General features: G+C 64.0%; 15 protein-coding genes. 10 read left to right on the forward strand and 5 right to left on the reverse strand.

The window, feature by feature from the left end; all coding sequences use genetic code 11:
- Positions 1–25: 25 nt before the first annotated feature.
- From iscU to iscX, 6 genes are all read left to right on the forward strand, one after another.
- Positions 26–439, forward strand: coding sequence for a Fe-S cluster assembly scaffold IscU (gene iscU, locus BCY88_RS07465; RefSeq protein WP_028199493.1), 414 nt, complete (start codon positions 26–28; stop codon positions 437–439).
- Positions 440–576: 137 nt separating this feature from the next.
- Positions 577–900, forward strand: coding sequence for an iron-sulfur cluster assembly protein IscA (iscA, locus tag BCY88_RS07470; protein WP_028199494.1), 324 nt, complete (start codon positions 577–579; stop codon positions 898–900).
- A 172-nt stretch (positions 901–1,072) separates the two neighbouring features.
- A complete protein-coding gene (gene hscB, locus BCY88_RS07475) occupies positions 1,073–1,600 on the forward strand; it encodes a Fe-S protein assembly co-chaperone HscB (RefSeq protein ID WP_120343640.1) in 528 nt (175 codons plus the stop codon).
- Positions 1,601–1,715: 115 nt separating this feature from the next.
- Positions 1,716–3,587: a Fe-S protein assembly chaperone HscA gene (gene hscA / locus BCY88_RS07480; RefSeq protein ID WP_120343641.1), complete on the forward strand. Its 1,872-nt coding sequence runs from the start codon at positions 1,716–1,718 to the stop codon at positions 3,585–3,587.
- A 145-nt stretch (positions 3,588–3,732) separates the two neighbouring features.
- Positions 3,733–4,074: an ISC system 2Fe-2S type ferredoxin gene (gene fdx / locus BCY88_RS07485; protein ID WP_028199497.1), complete on the forward strand. Its 342-nt coding sequence runs from the start codon at positions 3,733–3,735 to the stop codon at positions 4,072–4,074.
- Positions 4,075–4,089: 15 nt separating this feature from the next.
- Positions 4,090–4,287 carry a Fe-S cluster assembly protein IscX gene (iscX, locus tag BCY88_RS07490; RefSeq protein WP_007181290.1) on the forward strand — a complete coding sequence of 66 codons (198 nt, stop codon included), beginning with the start codon at positions 4,090–4,092 and terminating at the stop codon, positions 4,285–4,287.
- Positions 4,288–4,372: 85 nt separating this feature from the next.
- Here the strand turns inward: iscX and BCY88_RS07495 are convergent, their stop codons facing one another.
- The 5 genes from BCY88_RS07495 to BCY88_RS07515 form a co-directional block, all read right to left on the reverse strand.
- Positions 4,373–5,092, reverse strand: a complete 720-nt coding sequence (locus BCY88_RS07495) for a glycine zipper 2TM domain-containing protein (protein ID WP_120343642.1) — start codon at positions 5,090–5,092, stop codon at positions 4,373–4,375.
- Between the two features lie 332 nt (positions 5,093–5,424).
- Entirely contained in the window at positions 5,425–6,996 is a 1,572-nt protein-coding gene (gene lysS, locus BCY88_RS07500) for a lysine--tRNA ligase (RefSeq protein ID WP_120343771.1), read from the reverse strand.
- 143 nt (positions 6,997–7,139) lie between these two features.
- Positions 7,140–8,244, reverse strand: a protein-coding gene (prfB, locus tag BCY88_RS07505; protein ID WP_120343643.1) for a peptide chain release factor 2 whose coding sequence is annotated in 2 segments (ribosomal slippage) — positions 7,140–8,162 and positions 8,164–8,244 — 1,104 coding nt in all. Because the reading frame shifts where the segments join, the coding sequence is not laid out codon by codon here.
- Between the two features lie 148 nt (positions 8,245–8,392).
- Positions 8,393–10,099 carry a single-stranded-DNA-specific exonuclease RecJ gene (recJ, locus tag BCY88_RS07510; protein ID WP_120343644.1) on the reverse strand — a complete coding sequence of 569 codons (1,707 nt, stop codon included), beginning with the start codon at positions 10,097–10,099 and terminating at the stop codon, positions 8,393–8,395.
- Positions 10,100–10,127: 28 nt separating this feature from the next.
- Entirely contained in the window at positions 10,128–11,273 is a 1,146-nt protein-coding gene (locus BCY88_RS07515) for a regulator (protein ID WP_120343645.1), read from the reverse strand.
- 68 nt (positions 11,274–11,341) lie between these two features.
- Here BCY88_RS07515 and BCY88_RS07520 point away from each other — a divergent pair, with 68 nt between their 5' ends.
- The 4 genes from BCY88_RS07520 (at position 11,342) to BCY88_RS07535 (ending at position 14,761) form a co-directional block, all read left to right on the forward strand.
- A complete protein-coding gene (locus BCY88_RS07520; RefSeq protein ID WP_120343646.1) occupies positions 11,342–11,638 on the forward strand; it encodes a hypothetical protein in 297 nt (98 codons plus the stop codon).
- Between the two features lie 296 nt (positions 11,639–11,934).
- Complete coding sequence (locus BCY88_RS07525; protein ID WP_120343772.1) at positions 11,935–13,188, forward strand: lipoprotein-releasing ABC transporter permease subunit; 1,254 nt, start codon at positions 11,935–11,937, stop codon at positions 13,186–13,188.
- Positions 13,181–13,924 (forward strand): lipoprotein-releasing ABC transporter ATP-binding protein LolD, encoded by a 744-nt coding sequence (gene lolD, locus BCY88_RS07530; protein ID WP_120343647.1) that lies wholly within the window; start codon positions 13,181–13,183, stop codon positions 13,922–13,924. The genes BCY88_RS07525 and lolD overlap by 8 nt, the downstream gene beginning before the upstream one ends.
- Positions 13,925–13,972: 48 nt before the next feature.
- Positions 13,973–14,761, forward strand: a complete 789-nt coding sequence (locus tag BCY88_RS07535; RefSeq protein WP_120343648.1) for a TatD family hydrolase — start codon at positions 13,973–13,975, stop codon at positions 14,759–14,761.
- Positions 14,762–14,766: the final 5 nt, after the last annotated feature.

Consider the following 14,766-nt stretch of genomic DNA (forward strand, 5'->3'; position numbering starts at 1 on the left):
TTGAAACGGATCAAGGAGTGTAATCATGGCTTATAGCGACAAGGTTCTGGACCATTACGAAAACCCGCGCAACGTCGGTTCCTTCGCGAAGGACGACGATGCAGTCGGCACCGGCATGGTCGGCGCGCCGGCATGCGGCGACGTGATGAAGCTGCAGATCCGCGTGGGCGCGGACGGCATCATTGAAGACGCGAAGTTCAAGACGTATGGCTGCGGTTCGGCGATTGCGTCGAGCTCGCTCGTCACCGAATGGGTGAAGGGCAAGACGCTCGATCAGGCCATGTCGATCAAGAACACGCAGATCGCCGAAGAACTGGCGCTGCCGCCGGTGAAGATCCACTGCTCGATCCTCGCGGAAGACGCGATCAAGGCAGCGGTCGCTGACTACAAGCAGCGTCACGGTGAAGCGGTCGTCGAAGGCGACAAGCAACACGCATAAGCGTGTTCGAGTGAGTCGAAGCGGTCGGTGCAGGTAGAAACGCACGGTCCGGCATGAGCGATATTTGATGCAGGCAGGGTAGCGGCGTGTCGGTCGGCATATGAATGCCGAAGGCACGCGGCGCAATGAGAAACGCTATGGCAATTACGTTGACCGAAAAGGCAGCACAGCACGTCCAGAAGTATCTGACTCGCCGCGGCAAGGGTGTCGGGCTGCGCGTAGGCGTGCGCACCACCGGTTGCTCGGGTTTGGCCTACAAGCTCGAGTACGTGGATGAACTCGCGCCCGAAGACGAAGTATTCGACTGCAACGGCGTGAAGATCATTGTCGACCCGAAGAGCCTTGCCTATATCGACGGCACCGAACTCGATTTCGCGCGCGAGGGGTTGAACGAAGGCTTCAAGTTCAACAACCCGAACGTGAAAGATGAGTGCGGCTGCGGCGAATCGTTCCGCGTGTGAATCGGCTCATTCCGCGTGCAGCGGATCAAAGGCGGCGCGGGCCGCCTTTTTAGTTTCATCCGCGCGCGCGGCCCATTGCAGCCGGGCTTGCCACTGAACGCTCGCGGCGCTTCCGATACGCGTTTTTAGCCTGCACTCCGGTGCGCTTTCCTGAACGGACTCCATTTATCCGATGGCCTCGCTGAACGACAGCCACTTCGACCTGTTCGATCTGCCGGCGCAATTCGCGCTCGACGCAGCGGCACTCGATCAAGCCTACCGCACGGTGCAGGCCCAGGTGCATCCGGACCGCTTCGCGGCGGCCGGCGACGCGCAAAAGCGCATCGCCATGCAATGGGCGACGCGCACCAACGAGGCGTATCAGACACTGCGCGATCCGTTGAAACGCGCGACCTATCTGCTGCACCTGCGCGGCATCGATGTCGGCGCGGAGAACAACACGGCGATGGAGCCGGCGTTCCTGATGCAGCAGATGGAGTGGCGCGAAGGGATCGAAGACGCGGCTGCGGCGAAGAACGTCGACGCGCTCGACGCTCTGCTGACCGAATTGCGCGACGAAGAACGCATGCGCTTCGACAAACTTGGCGCGCTGCTCGACAGCGACGTGAATCAGGCGGCGGGCGAGGCGGTGCGGCAGTTGATGTTCATCGAGCGGGTGGCGTCGGAAATCGGCACGCAGATCGAGCGGCTCGAGAATTAGCACGCCAGTGTCGCGTGTGAATTCGCAGACATAGCAGACATAACACCGCATCCAGCAACGCATCCAGCAACGCGAAAATTCAGGACGGGGCCCAGGCGGCTCCGAGAAGATCCAGATGGCCCTACTGCAAATCTCCGAACCCGGCATGGCGCCGGCGCCCCATCAGCGGCGTCTGGCTGTCGGTATCGATCTTGGCACCACCAATTCCCTCGTCGCCGCCGTACGCAGCGGCGTGCCCGACGTGCTGCCCGACGAAGATGGCCATGCGCTGCTGCCGTCGGTGGTGCGTTACCTGGAAAAGGGCGGCCGCCGTATCGGCCGCACGGCCAAGGCCGAAGCGGCAACCGATCCGCGCAACACGATCGTATCGGTCAAGCGCTTCATGGGGCGCGGCAAGGCGGAAGTGGAAGGCGCCGAAAACGCGCCGTACGATTTCGTCGACGCGCCCGGCATGGTGCAGATCCGTACCGTCGACGGTGTGAAGAGCCCGGTCGAAGTGTCCGCGGAAATTCTTGCGACACTGCGCCAGCGCGCCGAAGACACGCTCGGTGACGAACTGGTCGGCGCGGTCATTACCGTGCCCGCCTATTTCGACGAAGCGCAGCGCCAGGCAACCAAAGACGCCGCGCGTCTGGCCGGCCTGAACGTGCTGCGTCTGCTGAACGAACCGACTGCGGCTGCAATCGCCTATGGCCTCGATAACGGCTCCGAAGGCCTCTACGCGGTCTACGACCTCGGCGGCGGCACTTTCGATCTGTCGATTCTGAAACTCACCAAGGGGGTGTTCGAAGTGCTCGCGGCGGGTGGCGATTCCGCGCTCGGCGGCGACGATTTCGACCACGCCCTGTATCGCTACGTGCTGGAGCAGGCGGGCATCGCGCCGCACACGCTCGCTGCCGAAGACGTCCGCCTCCTGCTCGATAGCGTGCGCGTGGCCAAGGAGGCTTTGTCGGATGCGCCGTATGCAAAGGTACAGGCCACGCTCTCGAACGGCACCCGGATCGATCTGACGGTCGACGAGGCCACTTTCGAGGCCATTACTCAGGCGCTGGTTCAACGCACGCTCGGGCCCACGAAGAAAGCGCTGCGCGACGCCAGGGTGACGACCAAGGAGGTCAAGGGCGTGGTGCTGGTGGGCGGCGCGACGCGCATGCCGGTGATTCGCCGCGCGGTCGAGTCGTTCTTCGGCCAGCCGCCGCTCGTCAATCTGGACCCGGATCAGGTCGTGGCGCTCGGCGCCGCGATCCAGGCCGATCTGCTCGCAGGCAATCGCGGCGCGGACGGCGACGACTGGCTGTTGCTCGACGTGATTCCGCTGTCGCTCGGTGTGGAAACGATGGGTGGTTTGACCGAGAAGATCATCCCGCGCAATTCGACGATTCCGGTTGCCCGTGCCCAGGATTTCACGACCTTCAAGGACGGCCAGACGGCGATGGCGATCCACGTCGTGCAGGGCGAGCGCGAGCTCGTCAGCGATTGCCGCTCGCTCGCGCGTTTCGAGCTGCGCGGCATTCCGCCGATGGCGGCCGGCGCGGCGCGGATTCGCGTCACGTATCAGGTCGATGCGGACGGCTTGCTGTCGGTGTTCGCGCGCGAACAGGGCTCGGGCGTGGAAGCGTCGGTGGTGGTCAAGCCGTCCTACGGTCTCGCCGACGACGACGTCGCGAGGATGCTCGAAGAGAGCTTTTCGACCGCCGAAGTCGATATGCGCGCGCGTGCCCTGCGTGAAGCACAAGTGGAAGCACGCCGTCTGGTGGAAGCAACCGACGCGGCGCTCGCCGCCGACGCCGAATTGCTCGACGACAGCGAACGCGCCGAACTCGACGCCTTGCTCAGCGCGTTGCGCAACATCGCGCAAAGCGACGACGCCGACGCGATCGAAGCCGCGACCAAAACACTCGCCGAAGGCACCGACGAATTCGCCGCCCGCCGCATGAACAAGGGCATTCGCCGCGCGCTGGCCGGCCGCAAGCTCGACGAGATCTGAGCCTCGCGGCGGGGCCACGCCCCGCGCCGCGCGCGCCAACCGGCAATGAACCGCGCCGCGCAGACTTAAAAAGTCCGCGCGGCGCCAGTAAAATGGCACGGAGCCTGTTTGCGGCCGCCGTGCCGCAGACCCAAACGGAAAATGTATGCCTCAAATCGTTGTGCTGCCCCACGTCGAACTGTGCCCGGAAGGCGCGGTGATCGATGCCGTGCCCGGCAAGAGCATCTGCGACAATCTGCTCGATAACGGCATCGAAATCGAGCACGCATGCGAGAAGTCCTGCGCGTGCACGACCTGCCACGTGATCGTGCGTGAGGGTTTCGCCGCCTTGACGCCGTCCGAGGAAGACGAGGACGATCTGCTGGACAAGGCGTGGGGGCTCGAACCGGCGTCGCGCCTGTCGTGCCAGGCGATGGTGCCGGCCGAGCAGGATCTGGTCGTCGAGATCCCGCGCTACTCGATCAATCACGCGAAGGAAAATCACTAACTGGAGGATGCAGCCATGAAGTGGACCGATACGCAAGACATCGCGATGGCCCTGACTGACAAGCACCAGGACATCGATCCGCAGCAGGTGCGCTTCACTGATTTGCACCGCTGGGTAACCGAGCTGGAAGGGTTCGACGACGACCCTAACCGGTCGAACGAAAAGATCCTTGAAGCGATTCAGGCGGCATGGATCGAAGACGCAGATTACTGAGTCCACTTCCGCTGCAGCAAAGAAAAAGGCGATTCCATTGGAATCGCCTTTTTTAATGCCTGGAGAATCGTCAGGCTGCCAGCGTTCAGGCCGCGACGAGCGTGCCGTTTTCAACCCGCACGCGTTGACCTTGCTGGAACGGCGGCGCTTCGTGATAGGTGAAGTAGCGCGTCTTGCCGTTTTCCATCCGCACCCGCACCGAATACGACGTCGTGCTGCGAATGTGCTTCTCAACCGAATTGCCGGCGAGACCGCCGCCGAGTGCGCCGAGAATGGTCATCGCGGCACGGCCGTTGCCGGCGCCGAACTGATTGCCGACGACGCCGCCGGCCACTGCGCCACCGACCGCGCCGATACCTGTGCCGTGACCTTCCTGACGCACCGCGGAGATCGCGGCCACCGTGCCGCAGCTCGAGCAGTAGGCCGGTTGCGACGGCTGCGGCTGATATTGCGGTGCCGGCTGGGCCTGTTGCTGCTGGGCGTACTGCTGTTGTTGAGGTTGCTGAGGTTGTGGCGCCGGCTGCTGGGCGATTTGTTGCGCCGCCGCCGGTTGTTGGCCACCCGGCTGGTTAGCCGTATTTGCCGGCGCGGCCGAATCGACCACGCCCGGCTGGGTGGTCGGCTGGGTGGTCACTTGCGCTGCCTGAGTCTGATCCGTTTGCGCGCCCGTGCTCGATGCCTTCGGGAACAGCCCCGTGACCGCCGCGGTCGCGGCGAGGCTGGCGATGATCACTGCACCCGCAGCGGTTGCGACAAGCGGGTGAAGACGACGTTGTTGCGTGGATTTGGTATCTGGATTATCCATATTGGCCTCCGTCTGGAGCAGAGTCGACTGTTATTGAGACTGAGTGTCGGGCAAATCGATCCCGGGAGGGTTTCAATTTGTAACGATTTCCGGGCAATCATCGCGGCTAATTCTCATCAAAGTCCGCGCGGCGGGGCGGGGCGCCTGATTTCTTGCGGGTCTGCGGCTAGTCAGGAGAATCGCGGCCAGGTAGAGGATACGCACCTTTTACCGACGGTTACAAACTGTCAGGTTGTGGCTCGAGGTGTTTTCCACGCGCTGCAAGCAAAAACGCCCGGCAGCGAGCCGGGCGTTTCTGGTTTTGCGAGCCGTTGTCACGAGCGGCGCGGCGATCAGTCCTCGCGACGCAGGTGCGGGAACAGAATCACGTCGCGGATGCTCGGGCTGTCGGTCAGCATCATCACCAGACGGTCGATGCCAATGCCGCAACCGCCGGCCGGCGGCATGCCGTATTCCAGCGCGCGAATGTAGTCGGCGTCGTAGAACATCGCTTCTTCGTCGCCGGCGTCTTTCTGGTCGACCTGCTTCTTGAAGCGGGCTGCCTGGTCTTCCGGATCGTTCAGCTCCGAGAAACCGTTGGCGATTTCACGGCCCGTGATGAACAGTTCGAAACGCTCGGTGATGCCGTCGAATTTGTCCGACGCGCGCGCCAGCGGCGATACCTCGATCGGATAGTCGATGATGAAAGTCGGCTCCCACAACTGCGACTCGGCGGTTTCTTCGAACAGCGCCAGTTGCAGCGCGCCCACGCCCGCGTTCAGGAACTGCGGCTGCGATGCGTTCACGCCGAACTTCTTCAGTTCCGTGCGCAGGAATGCGTCGTCGCTGAGCTGCGCGTCCGTGTATTGCGGTGCGTACTTCTGGATCGCCTGGCTGATCGTCAGGCGATGGAACGGCTTGGCCAGATCGAGTTCACGGCCCTGATAGGTGATCGTCGCGCTGCCGAGCGCATCGACCGCCGCCTGGCGGATCAGTTGCTCGGTGAAATTCATGATCCACTGGTAATCGGTGTACGCCGCGTAGAACTCGATCATCGTGAATTCCGGATTGTGGCGTACCGACACGCCTTCATTGCGGAAGTTACGGTTGATCTCGAACACACGCTCGAAGCCGCCGACCACGAGGCGCTTCAGATACAGTTCCGGCGCGATGCGCAGGAACATTTGCATGTCGAGCGCGTTGTGGTGCGTGGTGAACGGCTTGGCCGCCGCGCCGCCCGGAATCGGGTGCAGCATCGGTGTTTCGACTTCCATGAAGTCGGCGTCCGCCATGAACTTGCGGATCGACGAAATCGCCTTGGTGCGCGCGACGAAGGTCTTGCGCGTTTCCGGCGTGACGATCAGATCGACGTAGCGCTGGCGGTACTTCATTTCCTGATCGGCCAGACCGTGGAACTTGTCCGGCAGCGGGCGCAGCGACTTCGACAGCAAACGCAGCTCGGTACAGCGCACCGAGAGTTCGCCCTTGTTGGTGCGGAACAGCACGCCGCGCGTCGCGACGATGTCGCCCATGTCCCACTTCTTGAAGGCGTCGTACGTTTCCTGGCCGACGTCTGCCGGCGTGATGAAGAACTGGATCTGGCCCGAACCGTCGCGCACGGTCGCAAAGCTTGCCTTGCCCATCACGCGCTTGAGCATCATGCGGCCGGCGATCGCGACTTCGAGCGGATTGGCTTCGAGTGTGTCCTTGTCGGTCTCGGCGTACTGCGTTTGCAGGTCCGCGGCATGGTGCGTGGGACGGAAATCGTTCGGATAGGCGACGCCTTGCTCACGCAGTTCGCGCAGCTTTTCGCGGCGTTCGGCCATGATCTTGTTGTCGTCCATCTCGGGCGCGACATTCGGCTGGGCCACATCTGGCTGGGCCGCATTCGGCTGGGCCGCATTCGGCTGGGTCGGTTCGGTCATGATGGTTTGGTATTCGGTGGCCCGCACCAGGATGGTCCGCATGCGGGTGGCCAGTCAGTAAAAAACCTCAGGCGCTATAACAAAGATGCACAAAGATGCAAGGATACGGCGCGGCGATGCAAGGCATACCGCGCCGGTTGCGCCTAGACGCCCTGTTTCAGGCTGGCGCTGATGAACGGATCGAGGTCGCCGTCGAGCACGCTCTTGGTATTGCTGATTTCGACGTTGGTGCGCAGATCCTTGATACGGCTGTTGTCCAGCACGTACGAGCGGATCTGATGCCCCCAGCCCACATCGGTCTTGCCGGCTTCGAGCTTGTCCTGCTCGGCCTGACGTTTGCGGATTTCCGCTTCGTACAGGCGCGATTTCAGCATGGCCATGGCTTCGGCGCGGTTGCGGTGCTGCGAGCGGTCGTTCTGGCACTGCACGACGATGCCCGACGGCATGTGCGTGATCCGCACTGCCGAATCGGTCTTGTTGATGTGCTGACCGCCCGCGCCGGACGCACGGTACGTGTCGATGCGCAGATCGGCCGGGTTGATGTCGACTTCGATCGAATCGTCGACTTCCGGGTACACGAACACCGACGAGAACGACGTATGGCGCCCGCCCGACGAATCGAACGGCGACTTGCGCACGAGGCGGTGCACGCCGGTTTCGGTACGCAAAAAGCCGTACGCGTATTCGCCTTCGATCTTGATCGTGGCGTTCTTGATGCCCGCGACGTCACCGTCGGTCTGTTCCAGCACTTCGGTCTTGAAGCCCTTGCGCTCGCAGTAGCGCAGGTACTGACGCAGCAGCATGGAGGCCCAGTCGCACGCTTCGGTGCCGCCGGCGCCGGCCTGGATATCCAGGAAGGCATTGTTCGGATCGGCCGGGTTCGCAAACATCCGGCGGAATTCCATGTCGGCAACGCGCTGTTCGATGCCTTGCGCGTCGGATTCACAGGCGACGAGGGTTTCCTCGTCGTCTTCCTCGCGGGCCATGTCGAACAGGTCCTGCGCGTCGCGCAAATCGCTATCGAGCGACCTGAGTTTGCCGACGGTATCGTCGAGCAGCTTCTTTTCCCGGCCGAGGGCCTGGGCGTGCTTCGAGTCGTTCCAGACGTCCGGGTCTTCGAGTTCCCGGTTGACTTCGATTAGACGCAGTGCTTTGTCGTCGTAGTCAAAGATACCCCCGTAGCGAATCCGCGCGCGTGCGCAGGTCCGCCAGTGAGGCTTCGATCGCGTTGAGACGTTCCGCTTCCATGTCGATCTTTTATAGCTTCGTAAAAAGGGGAAATTATAGCCGATCGGCGCCCCGCGCCGGAGCCTTGTGAGCGGTCCGGCGCGGGTTTGGGGTTGATTTTGCGGTGATTTTTGGCGCTTTGCGCGCGCGTGGCGGCCTGCTGGCCGCCTCAGCTCGCCGCGTGCTCGACGATCAGTTGCACCCGCGACACGCCATTCCACGTATCGCTGGCCAACCGGTAGGCGACGGTGGTGCGGGCAGGCAGGGTGTCGGTGTGATTGAACCAGATTGCGTTGAAACGCTGACGTCCGCGGATCAGTTGCAGTTTCAGATGTTTGTCCTTCACCAGCGCCTGCGAGGCGATGTCGAATTCGCCGGAAAACACCGGCGCCGGGAAGCCCTGGCCCCACACGGCCGCGTCGAGCATTTCGACGAATTGCGGCGTGAAATAGGCGTCTTCGAGTTCGCCGTCGGTTTCGACCGTACGCGCCAGCGCCTCTTCCGAGAGCCATGCGCGGCCCACGGCCTCGAACGCGGCGGTAAAGCGCGGCACGTCGGCGGCGGCGATCGTCAGGCCCGCAGCCATCGCGTGGCCGCCGAATTTGACGATCAGGCCCGGTTCGCGCTTCGAGATCAGATCGAGCGCGTCACGCAGATGGAAGCCCGGGATCGAACGGCCCGAGCCTTTGACGAGCTGGCCGCTGTCGTCGGCGAGCGCGAACGTGAACGAGGGCCGGTGGAATTTCTCCTTCAACCGTCCGGCGACGATGCCGATCACGCCCTGATGCCAGCTCGGATTGAACAGCGTAATGGTGGTCGCACCCTCAGGATTGATTGCCGAGAGGTCTTCGAGCGCCTGCTGCTGCATGCCTGCTTCGATTTCACGGCGCTCGCGGTTCATGGTGTCGAGTTGCTGCGCGAGATCCCAGGCGCGGCCGATGTCGTCGGTGGTCAGGCACTCGATGCCGAGCGACATGTCCGACAGGCGGCCGGCCGCGTTCAGGCGCGGACCGAGCGCGAAGCCCAGGTCGAAGCCCGACGCGCTGCGGGCGTCGCGGGCGGCGGCGCGAAACAGGGCGGCGATGCCCGGCTGCATCTTGCCTTTGCGAATCCGCTGCAGACCTTGCGCGACCAGCACGCGGTTATTGCCGTCGAGTTTGACCACATCGGCGACCGTCCCGAGCGCGACCAGATCGAGCAGGCCGTCCAGACGCGGCTCGGGGAAATCGTCGCTGAAGGCGCCGCGGCGGCGCAATTCCGCGCGCAACGCCAGCAGCACGTAAAACATCACGCCGACCCCGGCAATGCACTTGCTCGGAAACGTGCAACCCGGCTGGTTCGGATTGACGATCGCGCGCGCAGCCGGCAGTTCGTCGCCGGGGAGGTGGTGGTCGGTGACCAGCACGTCGATGCCGAGGGCATTGGCCGCTTCCACACCGTCGACGCTGGCGATGCCGTTGTCGACCGTAATCAGCAGTTCCGGTTTGCCGGACGCACTGCGGGCGGCGAGCGCAACGATTTCGGGCGTCAGGCCATAACCGTACTCGAAGCGGTTCGGAACCAGATACTCGATCTGAGCGCCGAACATGCGCAGCCCGCGGACCGCGACCGCACACGCGGTGGCGCCGTCGCAATCGTAATCGGCGACCACCAGCATGCGGCGCTTGCTCTCTATCGCGTCGGCGAGCAGCGCCGCGGCGTCTTTGCAGCCCTTGAGCGCGGCAGGCGGCACGAGCCGCGCCAGACCGGTTTCGATTTCATCGGGCATGCACACGCCGCGCGCCGCGTACAGGCGCGCGAGCACCGGATGCAGGCCGTGGCGGGTGAGGACTTCGGCGTCGACAGGTGACGAGGCGCGCGTAACGATTCGAGTCATTCGGAAAGGCCGTGGAGCATTCGATAAGTCATTCGATAAACAGCGAGGCGAGCACGCGCCGGCGCCAGAATTTGCGCAGGTCGCCGCGCGTCACCGTGAGCGTCACCGAGCCGGTGTCGCCACACAGCGTCAGACCGAGTTCGCCAAGCTGGCCCGACTGCAGCGCGGCCAGCGCCGGTTCGAACCAGTCGGTTTGCAAGGCGGCGAAGGCGTCGTTCCAGCGTGCCCAGTCCTGCTCGATGTAGGGCACGGAGAACGGATCGAGTTCGACCAGCGTGACGCCGTCGGCATCGGCATTCGTGCTGGCGGCCGCGCCGACCGTGGCGCGAGCCGTTGCGAGTGCAGTCAACGCCGCGAAGGATGCTGGCGGGGCGCCCGTTTCGGCACCGGCGGTCATGGCGAGACCGCGCGTGGCCGCCGCGTCGGAGAAGACCCGCGCGAACGGGCTCTTCACCGCTTGCGCCGCGCCCTGGGCGTGAAACCAGATCGAATTGACGGCCGGCAGGCCACGCGCCTCGCGCGCTTCGTTGACCGGATGCTCGAACCAGGCCATCTGCACTTCGTTCTGCAGCTTCATCCATGCGCGCGAGCGGTCGCCGGAATGTGCCTCGTGCGGCAGCCAGATTTCGATGTTGCGGCCGCTGGCGCGCAATGGCGAAGCGCCGGCGAGTGTGCCGAAGCCGTCTCCCGACAGGTACCAGCGCGTAGGCCTGGGTGCTTCGATCCGCACGCCGAGTTCCTCGATCAGCGGCCGGGCGACCGCCAGCAGCACGCTGGCTTCAGCGTCCGACAGTTCGAGCGAGGCCGGGTCGATCAGCACCAGATGGTCGTGCGCGATGCGCACGTGCACGGGTTGCACACAGGCCCACGTGGCGTTGCCAGGGTCGCCGCCGTCGGCGCGCAGCATGTACGGGGCAAGCGGCGCTTCGTCGGCGGCCGCCGTATCGCCGGGCACATGGGGCAGCGCGCCGAACTGGCGCGCCACCCAGCGTTCGTGCGGCAGCGTGCGCTGAAAATCTTCGCCGATCACCCGTTCGACCAGCGTCGCGCGCGCGATCAGCCGGTCGAGGGCCGGACTGCGAATGTCGTGCAAGGCGGTGGAGGCGTCCGCTGCGGCGGGCAGCGCGAAGGGCAGGAGAAGATGAAGACGGTTGGCGTGCATGATGCTGCGCATTGTAGGGCAAAGAGTGCGAGTATTCAGACCATATCGACGGATTCGGGCAGCGCGCCCGAGGCCCGCCGATGGCAGCAGCCGAGCGCGGCGGCACCGCGCCCATGACGCGGGAGACCGACATGTCGCGTGAACTGAGAACCGAGCAGGAGCTGCTGGAATTAGTCGTGAAAGCGCTCGACGCCAATCCGGCCACGGCCGGCTGGATTCCGACCGGGTTCCACGAAACCGTCGAGGACGAGGGCGGCTGCAACTGGGATATCACCCATCTGCATCGGGACCGTAAGGACGCGGAACTGCGGGACATGGCGGCCAGCCAGGCCGCCGGGATCATCAATGGTCTGAGGAGTCGCTACAACCTGCGTTAGCAGGCGGGGCTACAAGCCCCATGCGCGGGGCCTTTGCGCGAATGCGCGGCATTGTATGGCAAACTTCGCGCTTGATTGCTGGCAGTAGCAGCAGCGACGGGGCGCCGGCTTCGGTGGCGCGGGGGTTTGCCGGAGGCGCGCCGGACGGCACCGGAACGTTTTACCGGAACCATCCGGGTTGCCGCGACACCAATGATCACGACGCTCAGGCCGTATGGCAGGCGCGACAGCGGCAGGTTGGCGCCGTCGTGCGCGCAGAAGGCCGGGAGCAGACGAGAACGCAGAAAAGGATTCGCTTGAAATTTCCCTACGAATGGCAGATTGGCTGGCGCTACACCCGCGCCGGCAAACGCACGACCGGTAACGGCTTCATTTCCTTCATCGCGCTCGTGTCGATGTCGGGCATCGCGCTCGGCGTCGCGGCGCTGATCGTCGTGTTGTCCGTGATGAACGGTTTCCAGAAAGAGGTGCGCGACCGCATGCTGTCGGTGCTGGCGCACGTCGAAATCTTTTCCCCCACCGGTTCGATGCCCAACTGGCAACTGACCGCCCAGGAAGCCCGCCAGAACAAGGAAGTGATCGGTGCGGCGCCGTATGTCGACGCGCAGGCGCTGCTCACGCGCCAGGACGCCGTGAGCGGCGTGGCGCTGCGCGGCGTCGAACCGTCGCTCGAGCCCGAAGTGTCCGACATCGGCAAGGAAATGAAGGGCGGCAAGCTGACCGACCTCGTGCCGGGCGACTTCGGCATCGTGCTGGGCGCGGACCTCGCCACCAATCTCGGGGTCACGGTCAACGACAAGATCACATTGGTCGCGCCCGAAGGCACCATCACGCCCGCCGGCATGCTGCCACGGCTGAAACAGTTCACGGTGGTGGGTGTCTTCGAGTCCGGGCATTACGAATACGACAGCACCCTCGCGCTAATCAACATCAAGGACGCCGAGGCGCTGTTCCGGCTATCCGCGCCGACCGGCGTGCGGCTGCGCCTGACCGACATGCAGCGGGCGCCGGAGGTCGCGCACCAACTGGCACGCAGCCTGTCTGGCGATTTGTATATCCGCGACTGGACCCAGCAGAACAAGACCTGGTTCTCGGCGGTGCAGATCGAAAAGCGCATGATGTTCATCATCCTCACGCTGATCATTGCGGTGGCGGCGTTCAACCTGGTGTCGTCGCTGGTGATGACCGTGACCAACAAGCAGGCGGACATCGCGATCCTGCGCACGCTCGGCGCGCAGCCCGGTTCGATCATGAAGATTTTCGTGGTGCAGGGCGTGACGATCGGCTTTATCGGCACGGCGACCGGCGTCGCGCTCGGTTGCCTGATTGCGTGGAGTATTCCGTGGCTCGTGCCGATGATCGAGCATGTGCTCGGCGTGCAGTTCCTGCCGCCGTCCGTGTATTTCATCAGCGAGCTGCCGTCGGAACTGATTCCCGCCGACGTGGCGCGGATCGGCATCATTGCGTTCCTGATGTCGGCGCTGGCGACCCTTTACCCGAGCTGGCGTGGTGCGAAAGTCCGTCCTGCGGAGGCACTGCGCTATGAATGACCGTTCCACCAGCCTATCCATGGTCTCTGACGACAACGCGCTGCATCCTTATGTGCTGGAAGCAACCGGCATTTCGAAGTCGTTCGTGCAGGGTGGCCTCAATGTGCAGGTGCTCAACAACGCGCAACTGAATGTGCGGCGCGGCGAAAAGCTGGCGATCGTCGGCGCGTCGGGCTCCGGCAAGAGCACGCTGCTGCATGTGCTCGGCGGCCTCGACGACCCGAGCGCCGGTCATGTCTCGGTGTTGGGCAAGCCGTTTACGAAGCTCTCCGAGCGCGAACGTAACGACCTGCGCAATCGCGCGCTCGGCTTTGTGTATCAGTTCCACCATCTGCTGCCGGAGTTCACCGCGCTCGACAATGTCGCGATGCCGCTGCGGATTCGCCGCATGACAACCGAAGCCGCGCGGCGCGAGGCGCTCGCGGTGCTGGAGCGGGTCGGCATGGGGCATCGGGCCAAACATCGTCCGGGTGAGCTGTCGGGCGGCGAGCGTCAGCGCGTGGCCATTGCGCGCGCGCTGGTGACGAAACCCGCTTGCGTGCTCGCCGACGAACCCACCGGCAATCTGGACGGCGGCACCGCCGACACCGTGTTCAATCTGATGCTCGAACTGTCGCAAACGCTCGACACCAGCTTCGTGATCGTCACGCACGACCCCGAGCTGGCCGGACGTTGCGACCGGATCATGCGGCTGCGGGACGGTGTCTTGCACGAAGAGCCGCCGGTGCCGGTTTAAGCGCCGTGTGCAAGCGCGAGTGATGCTCTGTCGCTAACGAGGCGCGCCATGTGGATCGATACGCACTGCCATCTCGACGCTTCCGAATTCAACGCCGACCGCGATGAAGTAGCGAATGCCGCGCGCCGAGCCGGTGTGGCGCGTATCGTGATTCCCGCGATCGGCCGCGAGAACTTCACGGCAGTGCGTGAACTCGCACACCGCATCGACGGCGGCGCGTACGCGCTTGGCATTCATCCGCTCTTCACGCCGGGTGCCGAGGAGGGCGATCTCGAACTGCTGCGCATGGAAATCGAGGCGAGTCTGGATGATCCGCTGTTTGTCGGCATCGGCGAGATCGGGCTCGACTACTTCGTCGAAGGTCTCGACGATGCGCGCCAGCAGTTCTTTTACAACGGTCAACTTCAACTGGCGCGCGAATTCGAGCTGCCGGTGATTTGCCACGTGCGCAAGTCGCAGGATCAGGTGATCAAAGGGTTGCGGCGGCATCAGATTCACCGCGGCATCGCGCACGCTTTCAACGGCAGTTTCCAGCAGGCTCAGGCGTATATCGACCAGGGCATGCATCTCGGTTTCGGCGGCAATCTGACGTTCGAGCGGGCGCGGCAAATCCGGCGGCTGGCGGAGCAACTGCCGTTCGAGGCGCTGGTCGTCGAGACCGACGCGCCGGACATCGCCCCTTCCTGGATGTACAAGCAGCGCAACTCGCCGGAGCAGATTCCTGGCATCGGCGCGGGCCTCGCGCAACTACGCGGCATGAGCGCCGACGAAGCCGCCCTAGGCACAACGGCTAACGCGCTCGCCGCGCTGCCGCGGCTGGCACTTTCCTCTGCATAATTGAA

It is taken from the genome of Paraburkholderia fungorum (genome assembly GCF_003610895.1).
Lineage (GTDB): Bacteria > Pseudomonadota > Gammaproteobacteria > Burkholderiales > Burkholderiaceae > Paraburkholderia > Paraburkholderia fungorum_B.

Bases quoted from the DNA above. Each gene is read 5' to 3' on its own strand.
- iscU (WP_028199493.1), top strand. From the start codon at position 26: ATGGCTTATAGCGACAAGGTTCTGGACCATTACGAAAACCCGCGCAAC.
- iscA (WP_028199494.1), top strand. From the start codon at position 577: ATGGCAATTACGTTGACCGAAAAGGCAGCACAGCACGTCCAGAAGTAT.
- hscB (WP_120343640.1), top strand. From the start codon at position 1,073: ATGGCCTCGCTGAACGACAGCCACTTCGACCTGTTCGATCTGCCGGCG.
- hscA (WP_120343641.1), top strand. From the start codon at position 1,716: ATGGCCCTACTGCAAATCTCCGAACCCGGCATGGCGCCGGCGCCCCAT.
- fdx (WP_028199497.1), top strand. From the start codon at position 3,733: ATGCCTCAAATCGTTGTGCTGCCCCACGTCGAACTGTGCCCGGAAGGC.
- iscX (WP_007181290.1), top strand. From the start codon at position 4,090: ATGAAGTGGACCGATACGCAAGACATCGCGATGGCCCTGACTGACAAG.
- BCY88_RS07495 (WP_120343642.1), bottom strand. From the start codon at position 5,092: ATGGATAATCCAGATACCAAATCCACGCAACAACGTCGTCTTCACCCG.
- lysS (WP_120343771.1), bottom strand. From the start codon at position 6,996: ATGACCGAACCGACCCAGCCGAATGCGGCCCAGCCGAATGCGGCCCAG.
- recJ (WP_120343644.1), bottom strand. From the start codon at position 10,099: ATGACTCGAATCGTTACGCGCGCCTCGTCACCTGTCGACGCCGAAGTC.
- BCY88_RS07515 (WP_120343645.1), bottom strand. From the start codon at position 11,273: ATGCGCAGCATCATGCACGCCAACCGTCTTCATCTTCTCCTGCCCTTC.
- BCY88_RS07520 (WP_120343646.1), top strand. From the start codon at position 11,342: ATGGCAGCAGCCGAGCGCGGCGGCACCGCGCCCATGACGCGGGAGACC.
- lolD (WP_120343647.1), top strand. From the start codon at position 13,181: ATGAATGACCGTTCCACCAGCCTATCCATGGTCTCTGACGACAACGCG.
- BCY88_RS07535 (WP_120343648.1), top strand. From the start codon at position 13,973: ATGTGGATCGATACGCACTGCCATCTCGACGCTTCCGAATTCAACGCC.